The following is a 19,062-nucleotide window of genomic DNA, read 5'->3' on the forward strand; positions in this document are numbered from 1 at the left end:
GAAAGTAAAGTACTCAGCCATGCATGTACTCAGCGTGAGCTCCCTCAAGGGCGGCGTCGGCAAGACCACCGTGACGCTCGGCCTTGCATCCGCGGCGTTCTCGAAGGGCCTGCGAACGCTGGTCGTCGACCTCGATCCGCAGTCCGACGTCTCGACCGGGATGGACATCAACGTCGCCGGTCACCTCAACATCGCGGACGTCCTCACGTCGCCCAAGGAGAAGATCGTCCGCTCGGCGATCGCGCCCTCCGGCTGGACGAAGGAGCGCCAGGGCACGATCGACGTCCTGATCGGCAGCCCCTCCGCGATCAACTTCGACGGCCCGCACCCCAGCATCCGCGACATCTGGAAGCTCGAGGAGGCGCTCGCGAGCGTCGAGGCCGACTACGACCTCGTGCTGATCGACTGCGCGCCCTCGCTCAACGCGCTCACCCGCACCGCCTGGGCCGCGAGCGACCGCGTCGCCGTCGTCACCGAGCCCGGTCTGTTCTCCGTGGCGGCCGCCGACCGCGCGCTGCGGGCGATCGAGGAGATCCGCCGCGGCCTGAGCCCGCGGCTGCAGCCGCTCGGCATCATCGTGAACCGCGCCCGCGTGCAGTCACTCGAGCACCAGTTCCGGATCAAGGAGCTGCGCGACATGTTCGGCCCGCTGGTCCTCAGCCCGCAGCTGCCCGAGCGCACGTCGCTCCAGCAGGCGCAGGGTGCCGCGAAGCCGGTGCACGTCTGGCCCGGCGAGAGCGCGCAGGAGATGGCGCACAACTTCGACCTGCTGCTCGACCGCGTCATCCGCACGGGGCGCATCGGCGAGCAGGCGGTGCCGGCGGCGACGAGCTAGCCGGCGAGGTCCGCGGACGGCGTCGCAGCTCCGGCTGCGGCGCCGTCGCTGTCTGCCGGGGCGGGTCCCGCCGGCATGGCGGCGTCGGACGGCGGGTCTGCAGGCGCGGCGTGGCGGGGACGGTGGGTCTCGATACGCCCCTTCGGGGCTACTCGACCAGCATGAGGGGCGCCGAGCGCGTGCTGCTCGACCAGCATGGGGGGCGCCGCGCGAGGGCTACTCGACCAGCATGCTGCGCGCGGTCGAGGGCGGGTCAGCCGACCTTGCGGGAGGCGCGGCGGCGGGCGAGCTCGTCGGCGGGGTCGACCGACTGGTGGTCGAGCTCGACGAGGCTGGTCTCGACCTCGCGGAGGACCTTGCCGACGGCGATGCCGAAGACGCCCTGGCCGCGGCTGAGGAGGTCGATGACCTCGTCGTTCGAGGTGCAGAGGTAGACGCTGGCGCCGTCGCTCATCAGCGTGGTCTGCGCGAGGTCGTCGACGCCGGACTCGCGGAGCTGGTTGACGGCGGTGCGGATCTGCTGCAGCGAGATGCCGGTGTCAAGGAGGCGCTTGACCAGCTTGAGCACGAGGATGTCGCGGAAGCCGTAGAGGCGCTGGGTGCCGGAGCCGGACGCGCCGCGCACCGTCGGCTCGACGAGCTCGGTGCGCGCCCAGTAGTCGAGCTGACGGTAGGTGATGCCGGCGGCCCGGGCGGCGACGGCGCCGCGGTAGCCCGCGTCAGCGTCGAGATCGGGCAGACCGTCGGTGAAGAGGACGAGGTCGCGCTGGCCGCTGACGTCGCGGCTGACTTCTCTCATCCCTGTGCCTTCCGGATACGAACGCCGGTCGCTCCGAACGCGCTCCCTAAGCTACCCACCCCGGGATGCCGAGTAAACGACATCCGCTCTTCCGGGAGGGCGTGTCGCCGGGCTCGGCCCCGCATCACGAGCGCGCGAGCCGTGAGAGCGCGCTGCGCACCATCGCCTCGCGGATGGTGCCGAGGTGCGCGGCGAGGCCGATCGCGTTCTCGGCGGCGCCGGCCGACCCGGAGGCCTCGCCGCGGCGGGCGCTCGAGGCGACGACGCTCTCGATGAGGGACATCTCGCGCTCGACGGCGATGCGCAGCGGGCGGAGGTGGCGCGGCTCGATGCCCGAGCGGCCGAGGTCGACGAGCGCCTTGAGCGTCGTGACCGCCTCCTCGCCGAAGACGTCGCCGCCGCGGACGAGACCGGCGGCGATCGCCTCGCGGACGAGCGCCGGGCTCGCGCCCGACTCGCTCGCGAGGCCGTCCCGGGTCAGCCGGGTGGCCGGGGCCAGCAGGGAGGGAGCGGCACCGCCCGCACCGGCGGGGAGGGACGGCTCACGGCCGGCGTCGACGTCGTCGAGGTAGCCGCGGATCACCTTGAGCGGCAGGTAGTGGTCGCGCTGCAGCGCGAGGATCATCCGCAGGCGCTCGACGTCTCCGGAGGAGAACTTGCGGTAGCCCGACTCGGTGCGGGCGGGTGACACGAGACCCTGCTCCTCGAGGAACCGGAGCTTCGACGGGGTGACGTCGGGGAACTCGGTGGTGAGGTGCGAGAGGACCTGGCCGATGCTCAGCAGAGCGGCCGAGCCGGACGGGAGTGCGCGGGCGGTCGAACGGCCCACGGCTACGCGTCCGGAGCGGCGACGAGGTCGGCGCGGGACGCGTAGAAGGTGAGGCGGAACTTGCCGACCTGCACCTCGGAGCCGTCGGTGAGGATCGCGGACTCGATCCGGACACCGTCGAAGTAGGTGCCGTTCAGCGAGCCCAGGTCGCGGACCTCGAACGAGGTGCCGCGGCGGACGAACTCGGCGTGACGGCGCGAGACCGTGACGTCGTCGAGGAAGATGCCCGCATCGGGGTGACGACCGACCGTCGTCGAGTCGGTGTCGAGCAGGAACCGGGCCCCGGTGTTGGGCCCCCGCCGCACGACGAGCAGCGCCGAGCCGGAGGGCAGGGCGCCGACGGCCTCGGCCTCCTCGCGGGACGCCCGGTTGTCGAGCGCCGCCAGCTGGGCGCCGATGTCGTCGGTGAACGTGAGGGTCGTCTCCGTCGACGGCTCGACGGGAACGGACGGATCTGCGGATGACGCTCCGCGCACGGACTCGACCAAGACGTACCTCCTCGCTATCCCCTCAGCGTATCGGAATCGGAGGGCCCGCCGGTCGCCGGGAACGCTCCGTCGACCCCCCGGACGAGGTCCCGGGTCTGCACGGCGTAGACGATCCCGGCCCACCAGTAGAGGAACGCCCCCCAGAGCGCGAAGGCCCAGGCGATCGGGAGCGACGCCGGCGCGAGCGCGGGGAACGCCTGGCCGAGCATGATCAGCGGCAGCGCGTAGAACAGGCAGAACGTGGCGAACTTGCCCAGGTGGTGCACCGGCAGCGGTCCGTAGCCGTGGTTCGCGAGGATCACGGCCAGCACCACGAGCATCAGATCGCGCGCCACCAGCACCGCCACGAGCCACCAGGGCACCAGCTCGCGGACGGCCAGGCCGATCACCGTCGCGAAGATGTAGAGGCGGTCGGCGGCCGGATCGAGGACAGCGCCCAGGCGCGTGATCTGGTCGAAGCGGCGCGCGATCCAGCCGTCGAGGTAGTCGGTGAGGCTGGAGAGCACGAGGGTCAGCAGGGCGAGCGCGTCCTCCCCCTCGACGATCAGCAGCAGGAAGACCGGCACCAGGGCGAGCCGCACCATGCTGAGGATGTTCGGGACCGTCCAGATGCGGTCCTCGGCCGCGCGCGTCATGCCGGGAGCCCTCCTCAGCGCTTGTCGCGCCAGACCCGCTCGAACGGGAGCCGCCACGCGTGCGGGGCGATCAGCTGGTGGATCGCGTTCGGACCCCACGAGCCGGGCGCGTAGAGGCGCACGGGCGGCGGATCCTGCAGCAGCGGCGCCGAGACCTCCCAGAGGCGCTCGATGCCCTCGGCCGTGGTGAACAGCGTGTGGTCGCCGCGCATCGCGTCGAGGATCAGCCGCTCGTAGGCCTCGAGGGCGTCGCCCGCGCGGTCGGTCTCCTGCAGCGCGAACTGCATGCTCAGCTTGTCGAGCCGCATGCCCGGCCCCGGGCGCTTGCCGTAGAAGGACAGAGACACCTTGGAGGCGTCGGCCAGATCGAAGGTGAGGTGGTCGGGGCCGTGGGCGCCGACTCCGGACCCCTGCGGGAACATGCTCTTCGGGGGCTCGCGGAAGGCGATGGAGATGATGCGCTGCCCCTCCGCCATCCGCTTGCCGGTGCGCAGGTAGAACGGGACGCCGGCCCAGCGCCAGTTGTCGATCTCGCACTTGAGGGCGACGAAGGTGTCGGTCTCCGAGTCGGGGGCGACGCCCGGCTCCTCGCGGTAGCCGATGTACTGCCCGCGGACGACGTTCTCGGGGTTGAGCAGCCGCATCGAGCGGAAGACCTTGTTCTTCTCCTCGCTGATCGCCTTCGGCTCGAGGGCGGTCGGCGGCTCCATCGCCATGAAGGCGAGGACCTGGAAGAGGTGGGTGACGACCATGTCCTTGTAGGCGCCGGTCGACTCGTAGAACTCGGCGCGGCGGTCGAGGGTGAGCTTCTCGGGGATGTCGATCTGGACGTGGTCGATGAAGTTGCGGTTCCAGATCGGCTCGAAGAGGCCGTTGGCGAAGCGGAAGGCGAGGATGTTCTGCGCGGGCTCCTTGCCGAGGAAGTGGTCGATCCGGAAGATCTGCTCCTCGTCGAAGGTCTCGTGCAGCTCGGCGTTGAGGACGACGGCGCTCTCGAGGTCGACGCCGAAGGGCTTCTCCATGATGATCCGCGAGCGCTCGACCAGGCCGGCCTCGGCGAGCATGCGGACGACCGAGAGGGCGGCGCGCGGCGGGACGCTGAGGTAGTGCAGGCGGCTGACGTCCGGGCCGAGCACCTTCTCGGCGTCGGTGACCGCCTTCGCCAGCGCCGCCGGGCCGGCGGACTGCGGCACGTAGCGGAGCTTGGAGGCGAACTCGTCCCACTGCGCGGGGGTCAGCGAGCGGCTGCCGAACTCGTCGTAGGCGAGCTTGGCGAAGGCGCGGAAGGACTCGTCGTCGTGCTCCTCGAGCGAGGTGCCGACGATCTGGAGGTCGGGCGCGAGCGAGGACAGCGCCAGGTGAGCCATGCCCGGGATGAGCTTGCGCCGGGACAGGTCGCCCACGGCACCGAAGAGGACGACGACGTGGGGGGCGGCCTGCTCGGTCTGGACGGCGGGGGTGGGAGGTGCAGCGGTCACGGTCACCCCTCGATCATTCCATTCCGCCGCGTGACAGTGGCGTCATCCGCCGGACACGCGCCGCCGCTAAGGTCGTGCCGTGCCTCCGATCTCCGACGCGCCAGCCGCGACCGCAGCACCCGCCTCCTCCGCCCCCACCGCCGACGGGACCGTCGCGCCGCCGATGGACGACCGCATCCGCGGCGACGTCCACCTGCTCGGCGAGCTCCTCGGCCAGGTGCTGCGGGAATCGGGCGACGACAGCCTCTACACCGACGTCGAGCAGCTCCGCGCCCTCACGATCGGCGCCTACGACAGCGGGCACCCGGACGAGCTGGCCGCGGCGGAGGAGTTCGTCGCGTCGCTGACCGCCGAGCGCGCGGAAGAGGTGGCCCGGGCCTTCACCTGCTACTTCCACCTCGTGAACGTGGCGGAGGAGTTCCACCGCGTGCGGGTGCTCCGCCGCCGCGACGCCGACGCCGGCACCCAGCTGCCCGAGGACTCGATCATCGCGTCGATGGCGACCCTGACCGCCGAGCTCGGCGAGGAGGAGGCGTTCGAGCGCCTCTCCCGCCTCGAGTTCCGCCCGGTCCTCACCGCGCACCCGACGGAGGCGCGCCGCCGGGCGATCTCCTCCACCATCCGCCGCATCAGCGCCCTGCTGGAACAGCGGGACGACCCGCGCACGGGCGGCGTCGTGCTGGTCGAGAACCGCCGGCGACTGCTCGCCGAGGTCGACACGCTCTGGCGCACGGCTCCGCTGCGCGAGTCGAAGCCCAGCCCGCTCGACGAGGTGCGCACCGCGATGAGCGTGTTCGACGAGTCGCTGTTCTCGGTGCTGCCGCGGGTCTACCGCCGGCTCGACGACGCGCTGCTCGGCGACGCCTCCGGGACCCGCACGCCGATCGCCCCCGCCTTCGTGCGCCTGGGCACCTGGATCGGCGGCGACCGCGACGGCAACCCGTTCGTCACCGCCGCGACCACCCTCGAGGCCGTGGACATCGCCGCCGAGCACGTGCTGATCGGCCTCGAGCGAGTCGCGCGCCGCGTCGGCCGCTCCCTCACGCTCGACGCCGGGACCACTCCCCCGTCCTCCGCCGTCGAGGCGCTCTGGGCGGAGGGCGTCGAGAAGGCGCCCGAGCTCGCGGCGGTCATCGCCGAGCGCTCGCCGAGCGAGACCCACCGCCGCGTCCTGCTGTTCATGGCCGACCGGCTCGCGGCGACCCGCTCCGGCGGCGCCCTGGCCTACGGCTCCGCGTCCGAGCTGCTGGCCGATCTGCGGACCCTGCAGGACTCGCTGGTCGAGGCGGGCGACGTCCGCTCGGCCTACGGCGACCTGCAGGACCTGCTCTGGCAGGTGGAGACCTTCGGCTTCCACCTCGCCGAGATCGAGGTGCGGCAGCACTCGAAGGTCCACCGCGAGACCCTCGCCGCGGTCCGCGCGGGCGGGGAGCTCGACGAGCGCAGCGTGGAGGTCCTCTCGGTCTACCGCGCGATCGCGACGATCCAGGAGCGCTTCGGCACCGACGCGGCCCGCCGCTACGTCGTCTCGTTCACGCAGTCGGCCGAGGACCTCAAGACGGTCTTCGACCTGGCCGAGGCGGCGACCGACGGGAAGCCGCCGATCATCGACGCGGTCCCGCTGTTCGAGACGTTCGCCGACCTGGACGCCTCCACGGACATCCTCGCCGAGATGATCCGGCTGCCCCAGGTGCGGGCGCGCCTCGCGGAGACCGGGAACCGGCTCGAGGTCATGCTCGGCTACTCCGATTCCTCGAAGGACGTCGGGCCGGTCTCGGCCACGCTCGCGCTCTACGACGCACAGGCGCGCATCGCGAAGTGGGCCGAGGACGAGGGCATCGTGCTCACGCTCTTCCACGGCCGCGGCGGCGCGCTCGGCCGCGGTGGCGGACCGGCGAACCGCGCGGTGCTCGCGCAGCCGCCCGGCTCGGTCGACGGCCGCTTCAAGCTGACGGAGCAGGGCGAGGTCATCTTCGCCCGCTACGGCAACCCGGACATCGCGACCCGGCACATCGAGCAGGTCGCCGGGGCGACGCTGCTCGCCTCCTCCCCCTCGATCGGCGACCGCAACGCCGGCGCCGCCGACCGCTTCCGCGACGTCGCCGCGACGATGGACCGCGAGTCGCGCCGCCGCTTCTTCGAGCTGGTGAAAGCCGACGGCTTCGCGCCCTGGTTCGCCCGGGTCACCCCGCAGGAGGAGGTCGGCCTGCTCGCGCTCGGCTCGCGACCGGCCCGCCGCGGTCTCTCGGTCGAGTCGCTCGAGGACCTCCGGGCGATCCCGTGGGTGTTCGCCTGGACGCAGGCCCGCGTCAACCTGACCGGCTGGTTCGGGCTCGGCAGCGCGCTCGAGGCGGTCGGCGACCTGGACGAGCTGCGCGAGGCGTACGCGACCTGGCCGCTGTTCACCACGATGATCGACAACGTCGAGATGTCGCTGGCGAAGACGGACGAGGGCATCGCCCGCCGCTACCTGGCGCTCGACTCCCGCGACGACCTCGCCGGTCTCGTGCTGGACGAGATGGAGCTCACCCGCCGCTGGGTGCTCTCGATCACGGGCGAGGAGAGCCTGCTCACCGGGCACCGCGTGCTCGGGCGGGCCGTGCGGCTGCGCACGCCCTACGTCAACGCGCTGTCGCTGCTGCAGCTTCGCGCGCTCCGGGCGCTGCGCACCGACCCGGGCGGCTCGGGGACCGAGCAGAACCAGCGGCTGCTGCTGCTGGCCGTCAACGGCGTGGCCGCGGGCCTGCAGAACACGGGCTGATCGGGCCCTCGCTCGAACGACGGAACCCCCGGCGGCCTGAGCGGCTGCCGGGGGTTCCGTCGTCGTGCGGGTCGTGCACGGGAGGCGGTGCGGATCAGATCTGCGCGCCGTGGTCGAACTGCTGGGGGGCGCCGGACTCCTGCGCGGCCTTCGCCTCGTCGTACTGCTTGCGGACGGCGACCATGTCGAGGCCGCGGACCTGCTCGAGCAGGGCGTCGAGAGCCGGAGCGGGGAGGGCGCCGGGCTGCGCCATCAGCGGGATGCCGTCGCGGTAGACGACGAGCGTCGGGATGGACGAGATGCCGTAGCTGCCGGCGAGCTGCTGCTGGTCCTCCGTGTCGACCTTCGCGAAGGTCACATCGGGGTTCTTCTCGCTGGTCGCCTCGAAGACGGGGGCGAACTGGCGGCACGGGCCGCACCACTCCGCCCAGAAGTCGATGAGGACGATGCCGTCGGAGACGGTCTGGTCGTGGGTGTCGAGAGTCATCGCTGTCGTGGCCATGAGGGATGCAACCGGCCCGATCCGCGCGCTATTCCCGGGCGGCGGGCGGGGCGGCGTCGAGCAGGTCGAGCAGGGTGCGCGGGCCGAGTGCCGCGGCGCCGAGCTCCTCGATGCGCGCGATCAGGCCGCGGTCGGCGGTGACGACGCGGGCGGAGGCGCCGAGCGCCGCGACGCGCTCGACGATCGCGTCGTCGCCCGATCCGGCGGCGTGCTCGACGCTCAGGCGCGCACGGGGAGCCGCCTGGACGGCCTCGGCGGTGCGCGCCCCTCGGGCATCGCCCTCGAGCACGACGGCGATCCGCGGCCAGACGGTGTCGGCGTCGACGGCGAACACCGATCCGGGGACGCCGAGGGTCGCGAGCCGCTGGAGTCCCGCGACCAGGCGCTCCGCGGCGCCGGCGCGGTCCCGCCACCAGCCGTCCGGGCGCGAGCCGACGACGTTGGCCGCGTCGACGACGAGGACGCACGGCTCGGTGTCGACGGTGCGCAGCTCCTGCCAGGAGCCGGCGAAGCCGGGGTGCAGCGGGAGCGCGTCGACCTCGGCCGGCGGGACCCAGCGCAGCTCCTGGCTCTCGGCGTCGGCGATCCTCGGCGCGAAGTGCTCGAGCGCCTGCGCGACGACGGTGGTGTAGCTCCACGGGCCGATCGTGACGACGCGGGAGAGGACGGGCACGACGATCCCGTCGGGCACTCCCGCCTCCTCGACGGATTCGCGCAGCGCGCCCTCGAAGGCGGTCTCCTCGGGGTGGCGGGCGCCGCCCGGCAGACCCCAGGTGTCGCCGAAGTGGCTCCAGGTGGCGCGGTGCTGGAGCAGGACGCGGCCGTCGGGGTCGCGCAGCAGCAGGCCGGCGGCGCCGAAGCGGCCCCAGAAGCGGCGCCCGTCGCCGATCTCGACCCACCCGTCGCCGAGCGCGGCGTCGAAGGGGTGGCGCGGAAGCGCTCCGCCGTCGGCCGGGCCGTCGCTCGTCATGCGCTCCAGCCTTCCACATCGCACCGGGCGCTCCGGACGGGGCGCCGCGTCGCGCGGATCCGGCCACCTGGCAGAATCGACGGATGCGCCGCTCGAGGATCCTCCTGCCCGCGACGCTGGCGTACCTCGGAGTGGTCGCGCTGATCACCCTGACTCCCGCTCCCTACCCGGCCGGTCAGCCGTCGGCGATCGTCCGCGCGATCATCGCGTTCCTCGCCTCGACGCAGGCGACCGCCTGGTTCACCTTCGACGTGGCCGAGTTCACGGCGAACGTGCTGATGTTCGCTCCGCTCGGCGCGCTGGTCGCGGCGCAGCTGCCGCGGCGGCGCCGGCTCCTCGCCGCGCCGATCGGCCTCGGCGTCTCGGTCCTGATCGAGACGATCCAGCTGCTCGCACTGCCCTCGCGCGTCGCGGACGTGCGCGACCTGATCTCCAACGGCACCGGTGCGCTCCTCGGGGCGCTGCTGGTCGTCGTCCTCGCCCGTCTCCCGCTCCGCCCCCGGAAGGACCGCACCGCCCATGCCCGCTGAGACCCTCGTCGTCCTCGCCCGCCCCTCGCTCGACGCTCCGGCGCACGACGGCCCTCCGGACGGCACGATCGACGTCACCGATCTCGGCTTCACCCGCGGTGACGGGATCTTCGAGACGATCAACCTGGTCGAGGGGCGGCTGCAGGCCCTCGACGCGCACCTGGACCGCTTCGAGCACTCGGCGCGGATGCTGGATCTGCCGCACCCGGACCGGACCGCGTGGCGCACGGCGATCGACGAGGCCGTCGATGCCCACCCGCGGGTGCCGGAGGCGATGGTGAAGACGATCCTGAGCCGCGGCGTCGAGGGCGACGGGCGGCCGACGGGCGTCGTCTTCGTGCAGACGAGTCCCGACTTCGGCCCGGCCCGGCGCGACGGCGTGCGGGTCGTGCTGCTCGATCGCGGGCTGCGCTCCGACGTCCAGCGCACCTCGCCCTGGCTCCTCGTCGGCGCGAAGACGCTCTCCTACGCCGTCAATCGCGCCGCCTCCCGCGAGGCCGTGCGGCGCGGAGCGGACGACGCGCTGTTCGTCTCGAGCGACGGGTTCCTGCTCGAGGGGCCGACCGCGAACCTGGTGCTGCTGACCGCGGGCGAGCTGGTCACTCCGCCGCCCAGCCTGGGACTGCTGCCGGGGACGACGCAGGCGGACCTCTTCGCGCTCGCCGGCGGGCTCGGGCTCGGCACCGCGGAGCGCCCGCTGCGGGCCGAGGACCTCGCGGCGGCGGAGGCGGCGTGGCTGGTCTCGAGCGCGCGGAACGCCGCGCCTATCCGCGCGGTGGACGCGCAGGAGCGCCGCGTCGACCACGAGCTCACTGCCCGGATCAACGCGGCGCTCCTCGCGCGCTAGCGGCGGCCGCTCGGAGCCGACCGCTCAGACCCGGCCGCTCAGACCTGGTCCTCGATGTCGGCCGTGCCGTGGTGCATGAGGCCGCCGCGGGTGTAGTCGAGCGCCGGGTCGGGGCTGCCCTGGACACGCTGGTCGGCCGCCTCGTCGTTGATCACGGCGGAGACGATGCCGCGCCAGTCGGTGCCCTCGGCGACCGCCTCGTCGGAGCCGACGCGGCGGGTGACGAAGACCGCCTCGCCCTCCTCGCCGCTGTGCGAGATGATCGCGAGGACGCCGACCGCGCGGCCCTCGGGGTGGCGGACCTGCCACTCCTCGTGGCCGGACGGCACCAGCGAGAACTCGAGCCCGGCGTGCGGGAACGGGCTCTCGCGCAGCTCGGACGGCGAGCCGCTGTGCTCGGGGGCGCCGCGGGTGGGGACGCCCTCGCCGGTGTCCTCGCCGTAGCTGTGGTACGTGCTCATGGTGAACCTCCTCGGTCGGCGGCCGGTCGGGCCGTCGGTCCTTCGTCGATGGGACTGCGCCCATCATGGCTTCGTAGACTGGACGGATGCAGATCCCGGTGACCGGCTCCGTCCGCGTGGACGCGTGGCTGTGGGCCGTCCGCGTGTACAAGACGCGCTCCGCCGCGACGACGGCCGCCCGGGCGGGTCACGTCCGGGTGAACGGCGAGCGGGCGAAGGCGGCGCAGACCGTGAGGGTCGGCGACGAGGTCCGGGCCCGGATCGGCGGCTTCGACCGGGAGCTGGTGGTCCGCGGCCTGATCGTGAAGCGGGTCGGCGCACCCGTCGCGGCCGAGTGCTTCGAGGACCGCACTCCCCCGCCGCCGCCGCGCGAGGCGGCCCCCGCGATCATCGAGCGCGACCGCGGCGCGGGCCGCCCGACCAAGCGCGATCGGCGCGAGATCGAGCGGCTCCGCGGGTTCTGACGGCGTGCTCCGCGCGACTCAGGGAGCCAGCGCGCGCGCCCGCTCGAGGAGGTCCTCCGCGACCTCGTCGAGGAAGCGCTGCTGCAGTGCGTCGCCGACCTGCACGAAGGCGATGTCGGTGAAGCCGGCCTCGATGAAGGGGACGACGCTCTGGGCCAGCTCGTCCAGGTCGGGACCGCAGGCGATCGACTCGGCGACGTCCTCGGGGCGAACGAACTGGCTGGCCCCCGCGAAGCCGGCCGGGGTCGGCAGGTCGGCGTTGACGGACCAGCCGCCGGCGAACCAGCGGAACTGCTCGTGCGCCAGGGCGACGCCCTGCTCCTTGTCGGGCGCCCAGCAGATCGGGATCTGCCCGATCGAGCGCGACGGGGCGGCGTCGGCGCCGCGGACGGCGGTCCACTGCGAGATCAGCTCGGCCTCGGGCTCGGTGGTGATCAGGTGGTCGCCGAGCGGGGCGAAGCGCTCGATCGACTTCTCGCCCGAGACGGCGAGTCCGATCCGCACGGCCTTGTCCGGGAGGTCCCAGATCCGGGCGGAGTCGACGCGGAAATAGTCGCCCTCCCACGTGACCAGCTCGCCGGTGTGCAGGGCGCGGATGATGTGCACCGCCTCCTCGAGCATGTCCTGGCGGGCGGCGACCGCGGGCCAGCCCTCGCCGACGACGTGCTCGTTGAGGTTCTCGCCCGAGCCGAGTCCGAGGAGGAAGCGGTCGTCGGAGAGGATCGCGAGGGTCGCGGCCTTCTGCGCGATCACCGCGGGGTGGTAGCGGATGGTCGGCGCGGTCACGTAGGTGGCGAGCTCGATGGTCGAGGTCGCCTGCGCGACGGCGCCGAGCATCGTCCAGGCGTAGGAGGCGTGCCCCTGCTCGGTCAGCCAGGGCGAGTAGTGGTCGCTCGAGACCGCGAACTCGAAGCCGTGGCGCTCCGCGTCGACCGCGTAGCCCACCAGCTGCTTCGGTCCGCTCTGCTCGGTCATCAGGGTGTAGCCGAATCGCACCATCGTCCGCCTCGTTCCGTTCGTCGTCGTCGCCGTGCCGGAGGGCAGGCGTCCATCGTTCGGCTCCATCGTCGGGCGGGGACGGGTGGCGCCGACAGCCCCTTGCCCGCCGGGCGGAGCCGGGCTAGCGGCGCCGCGCGTCAGACGAAGCGGACGCGGTTCTGGACGCGGGTGCGGACCTCGAAGGACTCGCCGTAGCCGCCGAGGCGGGGGTCGTCGGTGCCGGAGCGCAGCAGCTGCGGGAGGAGCGAGCGCCGGATCAGCACGTCGCCCGCGTGGCGGCCGCGCTCGACCTGCTCGTAGGGCTGCTCGAGCGCGTCGTCGGGGACGACGATCACGCTCGCGGAGAAGCGGACGCCGAGCTCGCGGCCGAGGCGGCGGGCGGCCTTCGCGAGCGAGGCGAGCGGCTTCTCGTCCTCGGCCAGACCCGCTCCCTCGACCTCGCCCTTGCGCAGGCGGACGGGCTCGCCCCAGTCGGCCGAGGTGAGGGCCAGGAGGCCGGACGGGCCGAGGACGAGGTGGTCGATCTTGACGCCGCCGTCGCCGACCGCGACGTCGTTCCAGATCGTGAAGGCGATGCCGAGGGCGCCGACCAGCGACGCGGTGGCCTCCTCGGCCTGCGCCTTCGCCAGCCAGGAGCGGACCTCGCGCGGGGCCGAGCGCACGAGCGCAGGGTCGAACGGGTCGTCGATCTCGACGCCGCGGCCGACCCACTCGCGAACGAGGCGGAGGTAGTACTCGCGGGCGGCGCCGCCCGGGTGGCCGTAGGAGCGGGCGCGCACCGAGGACGCGGTCTGCTGGCGGGGCGAGCCGGTGTAGGGCGCGTGCGAGGAGGCGCCCGGGGCGGCGGCCCCGCGGTCGTAGTCGCCGCGGGCGCCGGCGCTGCCGATGCGCTCCCAGGCGACCTGCACGGCGTGGAACGAGGCCGCGTCTCCCCCGGTGTCGGGGTGCGTCTCGCGGAGCAGGCGGCGGTAGGCGCGCTTGAGCTCGTCCTCCGACGCGCTCGCAGGGACGCCCAGCACCTCGTAGGGGGTGCGGGCGGCGTGGCTGTCTGGCATGGGCTTCCGGAGGGTCGGGGGCGGCGGGTGAACGCCCGGTCTCCGAGCATATCGACGCCGCCCGGGCGCCCGGTGGGAGCGCGCAGTGCGCGCGCTCCACAGCGCCCGGGGCCCGGCTGCGGGTCAGCGCTCGGCGAGCAGCTCGCGGACGCGCGGGATCACCTGCGTGCCGTAGAGCTCGATGTTGCGCATGATCGCGGCGTGCGGCAGGGTTCCGGCGCTGTACTTGAGATCGAAGCGGTCGATGCCCAGGGCGCCGACCGTGCTCGCGATCTTCCGGGCGACCGTCTCGGGAGAGCCGAGGTGGAGCGCGCCGTCGGGGCCGGCCTCCTCGGCGAAGCGCTCGCGGGTGAGCGGGGCCCAGCCGCGCTCGCGGCCGATCGAGTCGAGCATGCCCTTGTAGTGGCCGAAGTACAGCTCGTGCGCCTCCTCGTCGGTGTCGGCGATGAAGCCGGGCGAGTGCACGGCGACGGGCAGGCGCGGCTGATCGAGCTGGTCGAGGGCGCGGCCGAAGAGGTCGACGTAGGGGCGGAACCGGGCGGGAGCGCCGCCGATGATCGCGAGGACCAGCGGGAAGCCGAAGCGCGCGGCACGGACGACCGACTCGGGGCTGCCGCCGACGCCGATCCAGGTGCGCAGGCGGCGCTCGCCCTCCATCGTCGGGTAGACGCTCTGCTCGGTCAGCGCCGGGCGGACCGTGCCCTGCCAGGTGACGGGGCCGCCCTGGACGAGCTCGTGGAAGAGCTCGAGCTTCTCCTCGAAGAGGACCTCGTACTGGGAGAGGTCGAGACCGAAGAGCGGGAACGACTCGGTGAAGGAGCCGCGGCCGAGGATGACCTCGGCGCGGCCGTTCGAGAGGCCGTCGAGGGTGGCGAAGCGCTGGTAGACGCGCACGGGGTCGTCGGAGGAGAGCACGGTGACGGCGGAGCCGAGGTGGATGCGCTCGGTCTTCGCGGCGATCGCGGCGAGCACGACGTCGGGCGCGCTGACGGCGAAGTCGGCGCGGTGGTGCTCGCCCACGCCGAAGAAGTCGAGACCGACCGCGTCGGCGAGGACGCCCTCCTCGACCACGTCGCGCAGGACCTGGCCGTGCGACTGGAGCGTGCCGTCGGCCGCGGCCGTGACGTCACCGAAGGTGTCGACACCGAACTTGATTTCATGCGTACTCATGGACTTTGCAACCTCCGAGGGTCGGGGACTATTCCGGCCGCCACGGCCGGCTCGCGGTAGGCCAGCCCGAGCGACGCGACGGTGTCGTGCGCGTTCAGGCCGCTGGGATTCGGGAGGACCCAGAGCGGCGCCCCGGCGATCGGCTCCTCCTGGCGGCCCTGGCGGGCGCTCTTCCGGGCGAAGGCGGCGCGGTAGGCGGTGATGCCGACTATCGCGACGGCGGCGGGGCGGACCCGCTCGACCGTGCGGACCAGGCGCTCGGCGCCGGCGCGGAGCTCCTCGGGCGTGAGCTCGTGGGCGCGCGCGGTGGCCCGGGGCGCGAGGTTGGTGATGCCGACGCCGCGGTCGCTGAGCGCGCGGCGGTCCTCGGCGCTCATCCCCTCGGAGACGCGGAGCACGCGGTCGAGGATGCCGGCGGCCGCGAGGGCCGGGTAGAAGCGGTTGCCGGGGTGCGCGAAGTGCGCGCCGGTCGCGGCCGTCCAGAGTCCGGGGTTGATGCCGACGAAGAGGAGGCGGACGTCGCCGTGGAGCAGGTCCTCGACGGTGCGGTCGCGGTACGAGGCGAGCTCGGCGCGGGAGAACGGCATGCGGCCATCCTGCCGTGCGGGCCGCCTGCCCTGCGCCCCGCCTGCCTCGCGCGCTGGGCCGACGGTGGCAGCATGGGGGCATGACGAACGCATCGCAGGACCACCCGATTCAGCACGGCAGCGACGACGCACCCCTGGACGAGAAGCTCCGCGGCATCCTGCTGCAGGTCGCCGGCGACGCCGAGCTCCGACCCGAGGAGGACGTCGAGGCCCTGCTGCGCCAGCGCCTGCGCGACACGCGCATCGAGATCGCGGAGGAGCACATCGCGGGGCTGGCGAAGCGGATCCCTGGGCTGACGCAGCGCGGCGGCGGCGACCTGAGCCCCGGCGCGCACTGAGTTCCGACGTGCTGTGAGCGCGCCGCGTCACTCCGGGAGCGCCGGTCCCTTCCTGTGGTGGTCGAAGACGAGGCTCGTCCTCGTCGAGGCGACCGCCGGGTGCGCCGAGAGGTTCGACACCACGAAGTCGCGGATGTCGTTCGAGTCGCGCACGGCGACGTGCAGGAGGAAGTCCTCCGAACCGCCCAGGAAGAACAGCTGGACGACCTCGGGCAGCGCGCGGATCTCCTCGGCGAACCGCGTGATCGCCTGGCGCTGACCGGCGCGGATGTTGACGCTGATCAGCGCCTGCAGGGTCAGCCCCAGGGCCGCGGGGTCGAGCTCGGCGGTGAAGCCGGTGATGATGCCCCGATCCACGAGCGAGCGCACCCGCGAGACGCAGGTCGAGGGAGCGATGCCCGCCCTCTCGGCGAGGCGGCTGTTCGGCGTGCGCGCATCGGCGCGCAGCTGTCGGACGAGGGTGCGGTCGATCGGATCGAGATCGCCCAGGTCGTGCAGATCATGCGGTCTCACGGCGGCGCCGCCCTTCTCGATCGCGGATCCTGCGGCTCGCACTGCGAATACCGACGATCCTGCGGATGTTCTCCCGTTCGAAACATGATCTTCGCACGATAGGGGCAGTCCACCGCGAAGGAGCAGTCATGCGCATCGGCATCCCCACCGAGATCAAGAACAACGAGAACCGCGTCGCCGCCACGCCCGCCGGCGTGCACGAGCTCGTGCGGCGCGGGCACGAGGTGCTGGTCGAGGCGGGCGCCGGCCTGGGCTCGCGGGTCTCGGACGAGGACTTCGCTGCCGCCGGCGCCCGGATCGCCGCGGGGCCGGACGAGGTCTGGGGCGAGGCCGACCTGGTCCTCAAGGTCAAGGAGCCGATCGAGGCGGAGTACCCGCGGATGCGCTCCGGGCAGATCCTCTTCACCTACCTGCACCTCGCCGCCTCCCGCGCATGCACGGACGCGCTGCTCGCCGCCGGCACCACCGCGATCGCCTACGAGACGGTGCAGCTGCCGGATCGCCACCTGCCCCTCCTCTCGCCGATGAGCGAGGTCGCCGGGCGGCTCTCGATCACCGTCGGCGGCTACCACCTGATGCGCGCGGCCGGCGGGCGCGGCACCCTGCTCGGCGGGGTCCCTGGAACGCCGAAGGCGAAGGTCGTCGTCATCGGCGGCGGCGTGGCCGGGGAGCACGCGGCCGCGAACGCGCTCGGCATGGGCGCCGACGTCACCGTGGTGGACCTGTCGATCCCGCGGCTGCGCGAGCTCGAGGCGCGCTTCGACGGGCGAGTCCAGACCCGCGCCTCCTCGGCGTACGAGATCGCCGCGCAGGTGGCGGAGGCGGACCTGGTGATCGGGTCGGTGCTGATCCCCGGTGCGCGGGCGCCGAAGCTCGTCACGGACGAGATGGTGGCGACCATGAAGCCCGGATCGGTGCTGGTCGACATCGCGATCGACCAGGGCGGCTGCTTCGAGGGATCGCGGCCGACGACCCACGACGACCCGGTCTTCGCGGTGCACGACAGCGTCTACTACTGCGTCGCCAACATGCCCGGCGCGGTGCCCGAGACATCGACGCGGGCGCTGACCAACGCGACGCTCCCCTACGTCGTCGCCCTGGCGGATCGCGGCTGGAAGGCGGCGCTCGCGGCGGATCCGGCGCTCGCGAAGGGGCTCAGCACGCACGACGGGCAGGTCGTGAACGCGGCGGTCGCCGAGGCGTTCGGGCTGCCGGCGGCGAGCCTCGAGGCGCTGCTGAGCTAGGCGGCCTGCAGGCCGAGGGTCGCGACGATCTGCGCGATCTCGTCCTCTGGCGCTGCGGCGAGATCGACGGTGACGTGCCGCTCGTCGTCGCCGAGCGGCTCGAGGGCCTCGAACTGCGAGTCGAGCAGGGCGGGCGGCATGAAGTGGCCGGTGCGCGCGCCGAGGCGGTCGGCGATGAGCTCGCGCGTGCCGGCGAGGTGCACGAAGGCGAGGTCGTCGCGACGGAGGACGTCGCGGTAGCGCCGGCGCAGGGCGGAGCAGGTGACGACGACGGGGTCGCCGGCGCTGACGAGGGTGTCGATGCGGGCGGAGATCGTCTCGAGCCAGGGGGCGCGGTCCTCGTCGGTGAGGGGGGTGCCCTCGGCCATCTTCGCGACGTTCGCGGCGGGGTGCAGGTCGTCGCCCTCGACGAACGTCCAGCCGAGGCGATCGGCGAGCAGCCGGGCGATCGTGGACTTGCCACTGCCGGAGACGCCCATGACGACGAGGGCGCGGACGGGAGCGGCGGCGGAGGTGGCCGGTTCGATCATGGCTTCGATTATGTCGGACGAATAGCTGGCCGGGCGAGGCCCCCCGCCGGAATACTGAGGGCATGGACGGACCGCGCTCGCTGCACGAGGCGGTGCTCGACGAGCTGGGGGCGCAGATCGTGCAGGGGGCGCTCGCGCCGGGCAGCGTCTTCAGTGCCGACGAGCGGGCCGAGCGCCGCGGGGTGTCGCGCTCGGTGATGCGCGAGGCGGTGCGGGTGCTGGAGTCGCTCGGGCTGGTGGTGTCGCGGCGGCGGGCGGGCACGCGGGTGCAGCCTCCCGAGTGCTGGAACGCGCTGGATCCGCGGGTGATCGGCTGGAGCCTCGACGGACCGGACCGGCAGGCGCAGCTGCATCGGCTGAGCCAGCTGCGCCTCGGCGTGGAGCCGCTGGCCGCCCGGCTCGCGGCGGGGCAGGCGTCGAGCGAGCAGGCGGCCGCGCTCGTGGCGGCGGCGGGTGGGATGGCGGAGCACGCGCGGGCGGCGGACCGGGCGGCGTACCTCGCCTCCGACACCGCGTTCCACCGGACGCTGCTGGCCGCCTCGGGGAATCCGCTGCTCGCGCAGCTGGGCGATCTGGTCGCGGAGGTGCTCGCGGGGCGCACGCGGCATGCGCTGATGCCTCACGAGGCGGACTCGGAGGCGGTCCGGCTGCATCGGGCCGTAGCGGCAGCTGTGGTGGAGGGCGATGGCGGAGCGGCGGAGGCGGCGATGCGCGCGATCGTCGAGGAGGCGGACCGGGCGGTGCAGGCGGGGTGAGTGCGGGGGGCTGATGGTTGGCGGGGCGGGTCTCGATACGCCCTGCGGGCTACTCGACCAGCATGCAGGTCCGGTACTCCTGCGCGCTCGCCGCGCTGCGGCCCTCCATGCTGATCGAGTAGCCCTCGGGGAGGGCGTATCGAGATCCGCGAGCGCCAGAAGGACGACTCTGCAGACCCGTTCTGCTGGTGACGGTGGGTCTCGATACGCCCCTCCGGGGATACTCGACCAGCATGTTCTGCGGGCGTCTCTTCCGAGTGGATCCACCGCCG

The 19,062-nt window shown here is 73.2% G+C and carries 22 protein-coding genes; 8 read left to right on the forward strand and 14 right to left on the reverse strand.

Features of this window, described 5'->3' with window-relative positions; genetic code table 11:
* Positions 1-19 precede the first annotated feature (19 nt).
* Positions 20-835, forward strand: a complete 816-nt coding sequence (locus tag GTU73_RS12785; RefSeq protein WP_123446122.1) for a ParA family protein — start codon at positions 20-22, stop codon at positions 833-835.
* Between the two features lie 253 nt (positions 836-1,088).
* Here GTU73_RS12785 and GTU73_RS12790 read toward each other — a convergent pair whose 3' ends face one another.
* From GTU73_RS12790 to zwf, 5 genes are all read right to left on the reverse strand, one after another.
* The gene (locus tag GTU73_RS12790; RefSeq protein WP_160090031.1) at positions 1,089-1,634 is read right to left on the reverse strand and encodes a MerR family transcriptional regulator; all 546 of its coding nucleotides are present in this window, start codon (positions 1,632-1,634) and stop codon (positions 1,089-1,091) included.
* Positions 1,635-1,758: 124 nt separating this feature from the next.
* Positions 1,759-2,463, reverse strand: coding sequence for a MerR family transcriptional regulator (locus GTU73_RS12795; protein ID WP_160090033.1), 705 nt, complete (start codon positions 2,461-2,463; stop codon positions 1,759-1,761).
* 2 nt (positions 2,464-2,465) lie between these two features.
* Positions 2,466-2,939, reverse strand: coding sequence for an FHA domain-containing protein (locus tag GTU73_RS12800; protein ID WP_160091368.1), 474 nt, complete (start codon positions 2,937-2,939; stop codon positions 2,466-2,468).
* Positions 2,940-2,965: 26 nt separating this feature from the next.
* The gene (locus GTU73_RS12805; protein WP_160090035.1) at positions 2,966-3,586 is read right to left on the reverse strand and encodes a CDP-alcohol phosphatidyltransferase family protein; all 621 of its coding nucleotides are present in this window, start codon (positions 3,584-3,586) and stop codon (positions 2,966-2,968) included.
* A 14-nt stretch (positions 3,587-3,600) separates the two neighbouring features.
* Positions 3,601-5,064: a glucose-6-phosphate dehydrogenase gene (zwf, locus tag GTU73_RS12810; RefSeq protein WP_160090037.1), complete on the reverse strand. Its 1,464-nt coding sequence runs from the start codon at positions 5,062-5,064 to the stop codon at positions 3,601-3,603.
* Positions 5,065-5,227: 163 nt separating this feature from the next.
* On the opposite strand from zwf, the gene GTU73_RS12815 reads away from it, so the two are divergent.
* Entirely contained in the window at positions 5,228-7,825 is a 2,598-nt protein-coding gene (locus GTU73_RS12815) for a phosphoenolpyruvate carboxylase (protein ID WP_160091369.1), read from the forward strand.
* Positions 7,826-7,919: 94 nt separating this feature from the next.
* Here GTU73_RS12815 and trxA read toward each other — a convergent pair whose 3' ends face one another.
* Positions 7,920-8,327, reverse strand: a complete 408-nt coding sequence (gene trxA, locus GTU73_RS12820) for a thioredoxin (protein WP_160090039.1) — start codon at positions 8,325-8,327, stop codon at positions 7,920-7,922.
* A 28-nt stretch (positions 8,328-8,355) separates the two neighbouring features.
* Positions 8,356-9,297 (reverse strand): NUDIX hydrolase, encoded by a 942-nt coding sequence (locus GTU73_RS12825; protein WP_160090041.1) that lies wholly within the window; start codon positions 9,295-9,297, stop codon positions 8,356-8,358.
* Between the two features lie 83 nt (positions 9,298-9,380).
* Here GTU73_RS12825 and GTU73_RS12830 point away from each other — a divergent pair, with 83 nt between their 5' ends.
* Together GTU73_RS12830 and GTU73_RS12835 are read left to right on the forward strand one after the other, a co-directional pair.
* On the forward strand, positions 9,381-9,827 hold the full coding sequence (locus GTU73_RS12830; protein WP_160090043.1) for a VanZ family protein: 447 nt from the start codon (positions 9,381-9,383) through the stop codon (positions 9,825-9,827).
* Entirely contained in the window at positions 9,817-10,674 is an 858-nt protein-coding gene (locus tag GTU73_RS12835; RefSeq protein WP_160090045.1) for an aminotransferase class IV, read from the forward strand. Before GTU73_RS12830 ends, GTU73_RS12835 begins: the two co-directional genes overlap by 11 nt.
* A gap of 38 nt (positions 10,675-10,712) precedes the next feature.
* Here the strand turns inward: GTU73_RS12835 and GTU73_RS12840 are convergent, their stop codons facing one another.
* A complete protein-coding gene (locus GTU73_RS12840) occupies positions 10,713-11,135 on the reverse strand; it encodes a hypothetical protein (protein ID WP_160090047.1) in 423 nt (140 codons plus the stop codon).
* Between the two features lie 86 nt (positions 11,136-11,221).
* Here GTU73_RS12840 and GTU73_RS12845 point away from each other — a divergent pair, with 86 nt between their 5' ends.
* Positions 11,222-11,599 carry a S4 domain-containing protein gene (locus GTU73_RS12845; RefSeq protein ID WP_160090049.1) on the forward strand — a complete coding sequence of 126 codons (378 nt, stop codon included), beginning with the start codon at positions 11,222-11,224 and terminating at the stop codon, positions 11,597-11,599.
* Positions 11,600-11,617: 18 nt separating this feature from the next.
* On the opposite strand, the gene GTU73_RS12850 is transcribed toward GTU73_RS12845, so the two are convergent.
* From GTU73_RS12850 to GTU73_RS19350, 4 genes are all read right to left on the reverse strand, one after another.
* Positions 11,618-12,598: a TIGR03557 family F420-dependent LLM class oxidoreductase gene (locus tag GTU73_RS12850; RefSeq protein WP_160090051.1), complete on the reverse strand. Its 981-nt coding sequence runs from the start codon at positions 12,596-12,598 to the stop codon at positions 11,618-11,620.
* 137 nt (positions 12,599-12,735) lie between these two features.
* Entirely contained in the window at positions 12,736-13,653 is a 918-nt protein-coding gene (locus GTU73_RS12855; protein ID WP_160090053.1) for a J domain-containing protein, read from the reverse strand.
* 123 nt (positions 13,654-13,776) lie between these two features.
* Positions 13,777-14,823, reverse strand: coding sequence for an LLM class flavin-dependent oxidoreductase (locus GTU73_RS19345; protein WP_160090055.1), 1,047 nt, complete (start codon positions 14,821-14,823; stop codon positions 13,777-13,779).
* Positions 14,820-15,410 carry a mismatch-specific DNA-glycosylase gene (locus GTU73_RS19350; RefSeq protein ID WP_160090057.1) on the reverse strand — a complete coding sequence of 197 codons (591 nt, stop codon included), beginning with the start codon at positions 15,408-15,410 and terminating at the stop codon, positions 14,820-14,822. Before GTU73_RS19350 ends, GTU73_RS19345 begins: the two co-directional genes overlap by 4 nt.
* 80 nt (positions 15,411-15,490) lie before the next feature.
* Here GTU73_RS19350 and GTU73_RS12870 point away from each other — a divergent pair, with 80 nt between their 5' ends.
* Positions 15,491-15,748 carry a hypothetical protein gene (locus GTU73_RS12870; protein WP_160090059.1) on the forward strand — a complete coding sequence of 86 codons (258 nt, stop codon included), beginning with the start codon at positions 15,491-15,493 and terminating at the stop codon, positions 15,746-15,748.
* Between the two features lie 27 nt (positions 15,749-15,775).
* Here GTU73_RS12870 and GTU73_RS12875 read toward each other — a convergent pair whose 3' ends face one another.
* Positions 15,776-16,261 carry an Lrp/AsnC family transcriptional regulator gene (locus GTU73_RS12875; RefSeq protein WP_160090061.1) on the reverse strand — a complete coding sequence of 162 codons (486 nt, stop codon included), beginning with the start codon at positions 16,259-16,261 and terminating at the stop codon, positions 15,776-15,778.
* 128 nt (positions 16,262-16,389) lie between these two features.
* On the opposite strand from GTU73_RS12875, the gene ald reads away from it, so the two are divergent.
* On the forward strand, positions 16,390-17,505 hold the full coding sequence (ald, locus tag GTU73_RS12880; protein ID WP_160090063.1) for an alanine dehydrogenase: 1,116 nt from the start codon (positions 16,390-16,392) through the stop codon (positions 17,503-17,505).
* On the opposite strand, the gene GTU73_RS12885 is transcribed toward ald, so the two are convergent.
* Complete coding sequence (locus GTU73_RS12885) at positions 17,502-18,035, reverse strand: gluconokinase (RefSeq protein WP_160090065.1); 534 nt, start codon at positions 18,033-18,035, stop codon at positions 17,502-17,504. The genes ald and GTU73_RS12885 overlap by 4 nt on opposite strands.
* Before the next feature lie 62 nt (positions 18,036-18,097).
* Between GTU73_RS12885 and GTU73_RS12890 the strand changes: the two genes are divergently transcribed.
* Entirely contained in the window at positions 18,098-18,790 is a 693-nt protein-coding gene (locus GTU73_RS12890) for an FCD domain-containing protein (protein ID WP_160090067.1), read from the forward strand.
* The last annotated feature ends 272 nt before the right edge of the window (positions 18,791-19,062 follow it).

Source organism: Rathayibacter sp. VKM Ac-2804 (genome assembly GCF_009866655.1).
Classification (GTDB): domain Bacteria; phylum Actinomycetota; class Actinomycetes; order Actinomycetales; family Microbacteriaceae; genus Rathayibacter.

Coding starts and splice junctions, on each gene's coding strand:
- GTU73_RS19345 (WP_160090055.1), bottom strand. CDS start 14,823: ATGAGTACGCATGAAATCAAGTTCGGTGTCGACACCTTCGGTGACGTC.
- GTU73_RS12850 (WP_160090051.1), bottom strand. CDS start 12,598: ATGGTGCGATTCGGCTACACCCTGATGACCGAGCAGAGCGGACCGAAG.
- GTU73_RS12870 (WP_160090059.1), top strand. CDS start 15,491: ATGACGAACGCATCGCAGGACCACCCGATTCAGCACGGCAGCGACGAC.
- GTU73_RS12830 (WP_160090043.1), top strand. CDS start 9,381: ATGCGCCGCTCGAGGATCCTCCTGCCCGCGACGCTGGCGTACCTCGGA.
- GTU73_RS12855 (WP_160090053.1), bottom strand. CDS start 13,653: ATGCCAGACAGCCACGCCGCCCGCACCCCCTACGAGGTGCTGGGCGTC.
- GTU73_RS12835 (WP_160090045.1), top strand. CDS start 9,817: ATGCCCGCTGAGACCCTCGTCGTCCTCGCCCGCCCCTCGCTCGACGCT.
- trxA (WP_160090039.1), bottom strand. CDS start 8,327: ATGGCCACGACAGCGATGACTCTCGACACCCACGACCAGACCGTCTCC.
- GTU73_RS12845 (WP_160090049.1), top strand. CDS start 11,222: ATGCAGATCCCGGTGACCGGCTCCGTCCGCGTGGACGCGTGGCTGTGG.
- GTU73_RS12805 (WP_160090035.1), bottom strand. CDS start 3,586: ATGACGCGCGCGGCCGAGGACCGCATCTGGACGGTCCCGAACATCCTC.
- GTU73_RS12840 (WP_160090047.1), bottom strand. CDS start 11,135: ATGAGCACGTACCACAGCTACGGCGAGGACACCGGCGAGGGCGTCCCC.
- GTU73_RS12890 (WP_160090067.1), top strand. CDS start 18,098: ATGGACGGACCGCGCTCGCTGCACGAGGCGGTGCTCGACGAGCTGGGG.
- GTU73_RS19350 (WP_160090057.1), bottom strand. CDS start 15,410: ATGCCGTTCTCCCGCGCCGAGCTCGCCTCGTACCGCGACCGCACCGTC.
- GTU73_RS12790 (WP_160090031.1), bottom strand. CDS start 1,634: ATGAGAGAAGTCAGCCGCGACGTCAGCGGCCAGCGCGACCTCGTCCTC.
- GTU73_RS12885 (WP_160090065.1), bottom strand. CDS start 18,035: ATGATCGAACCGGCCACCTCCGCCGCCGCTCCCGTCCGCGCCCTCGTC.
- GTU73_RS12785 (WP_123446122.1), top strand. CDS start 20: ATGCATGTACTCAGCGTGAGCTCCCTCAAGGGCGGCGTCGGCAAGACC.
- GTU73_RS12825 (WP_160090041.1), bottom strand. CDS start 9,297: ATGACGAGCGACGGCCCGGCCGACGGCGGAGCGCTTCCGCGCCACCCC.
- GTU73_RS12815 (WP_160091369.1), top strand. CDS start 5,228: ATGGACGACCGCATCCGCGGCGACGTCCACCTGCTCGGCGAGCTCCTC.
- ald (WP_160090063.1), top strand. CDS start 16,390: ATGCGCATCGGCATCCCCACCGAGATCAAGAACAACGAGAACCGCGTC.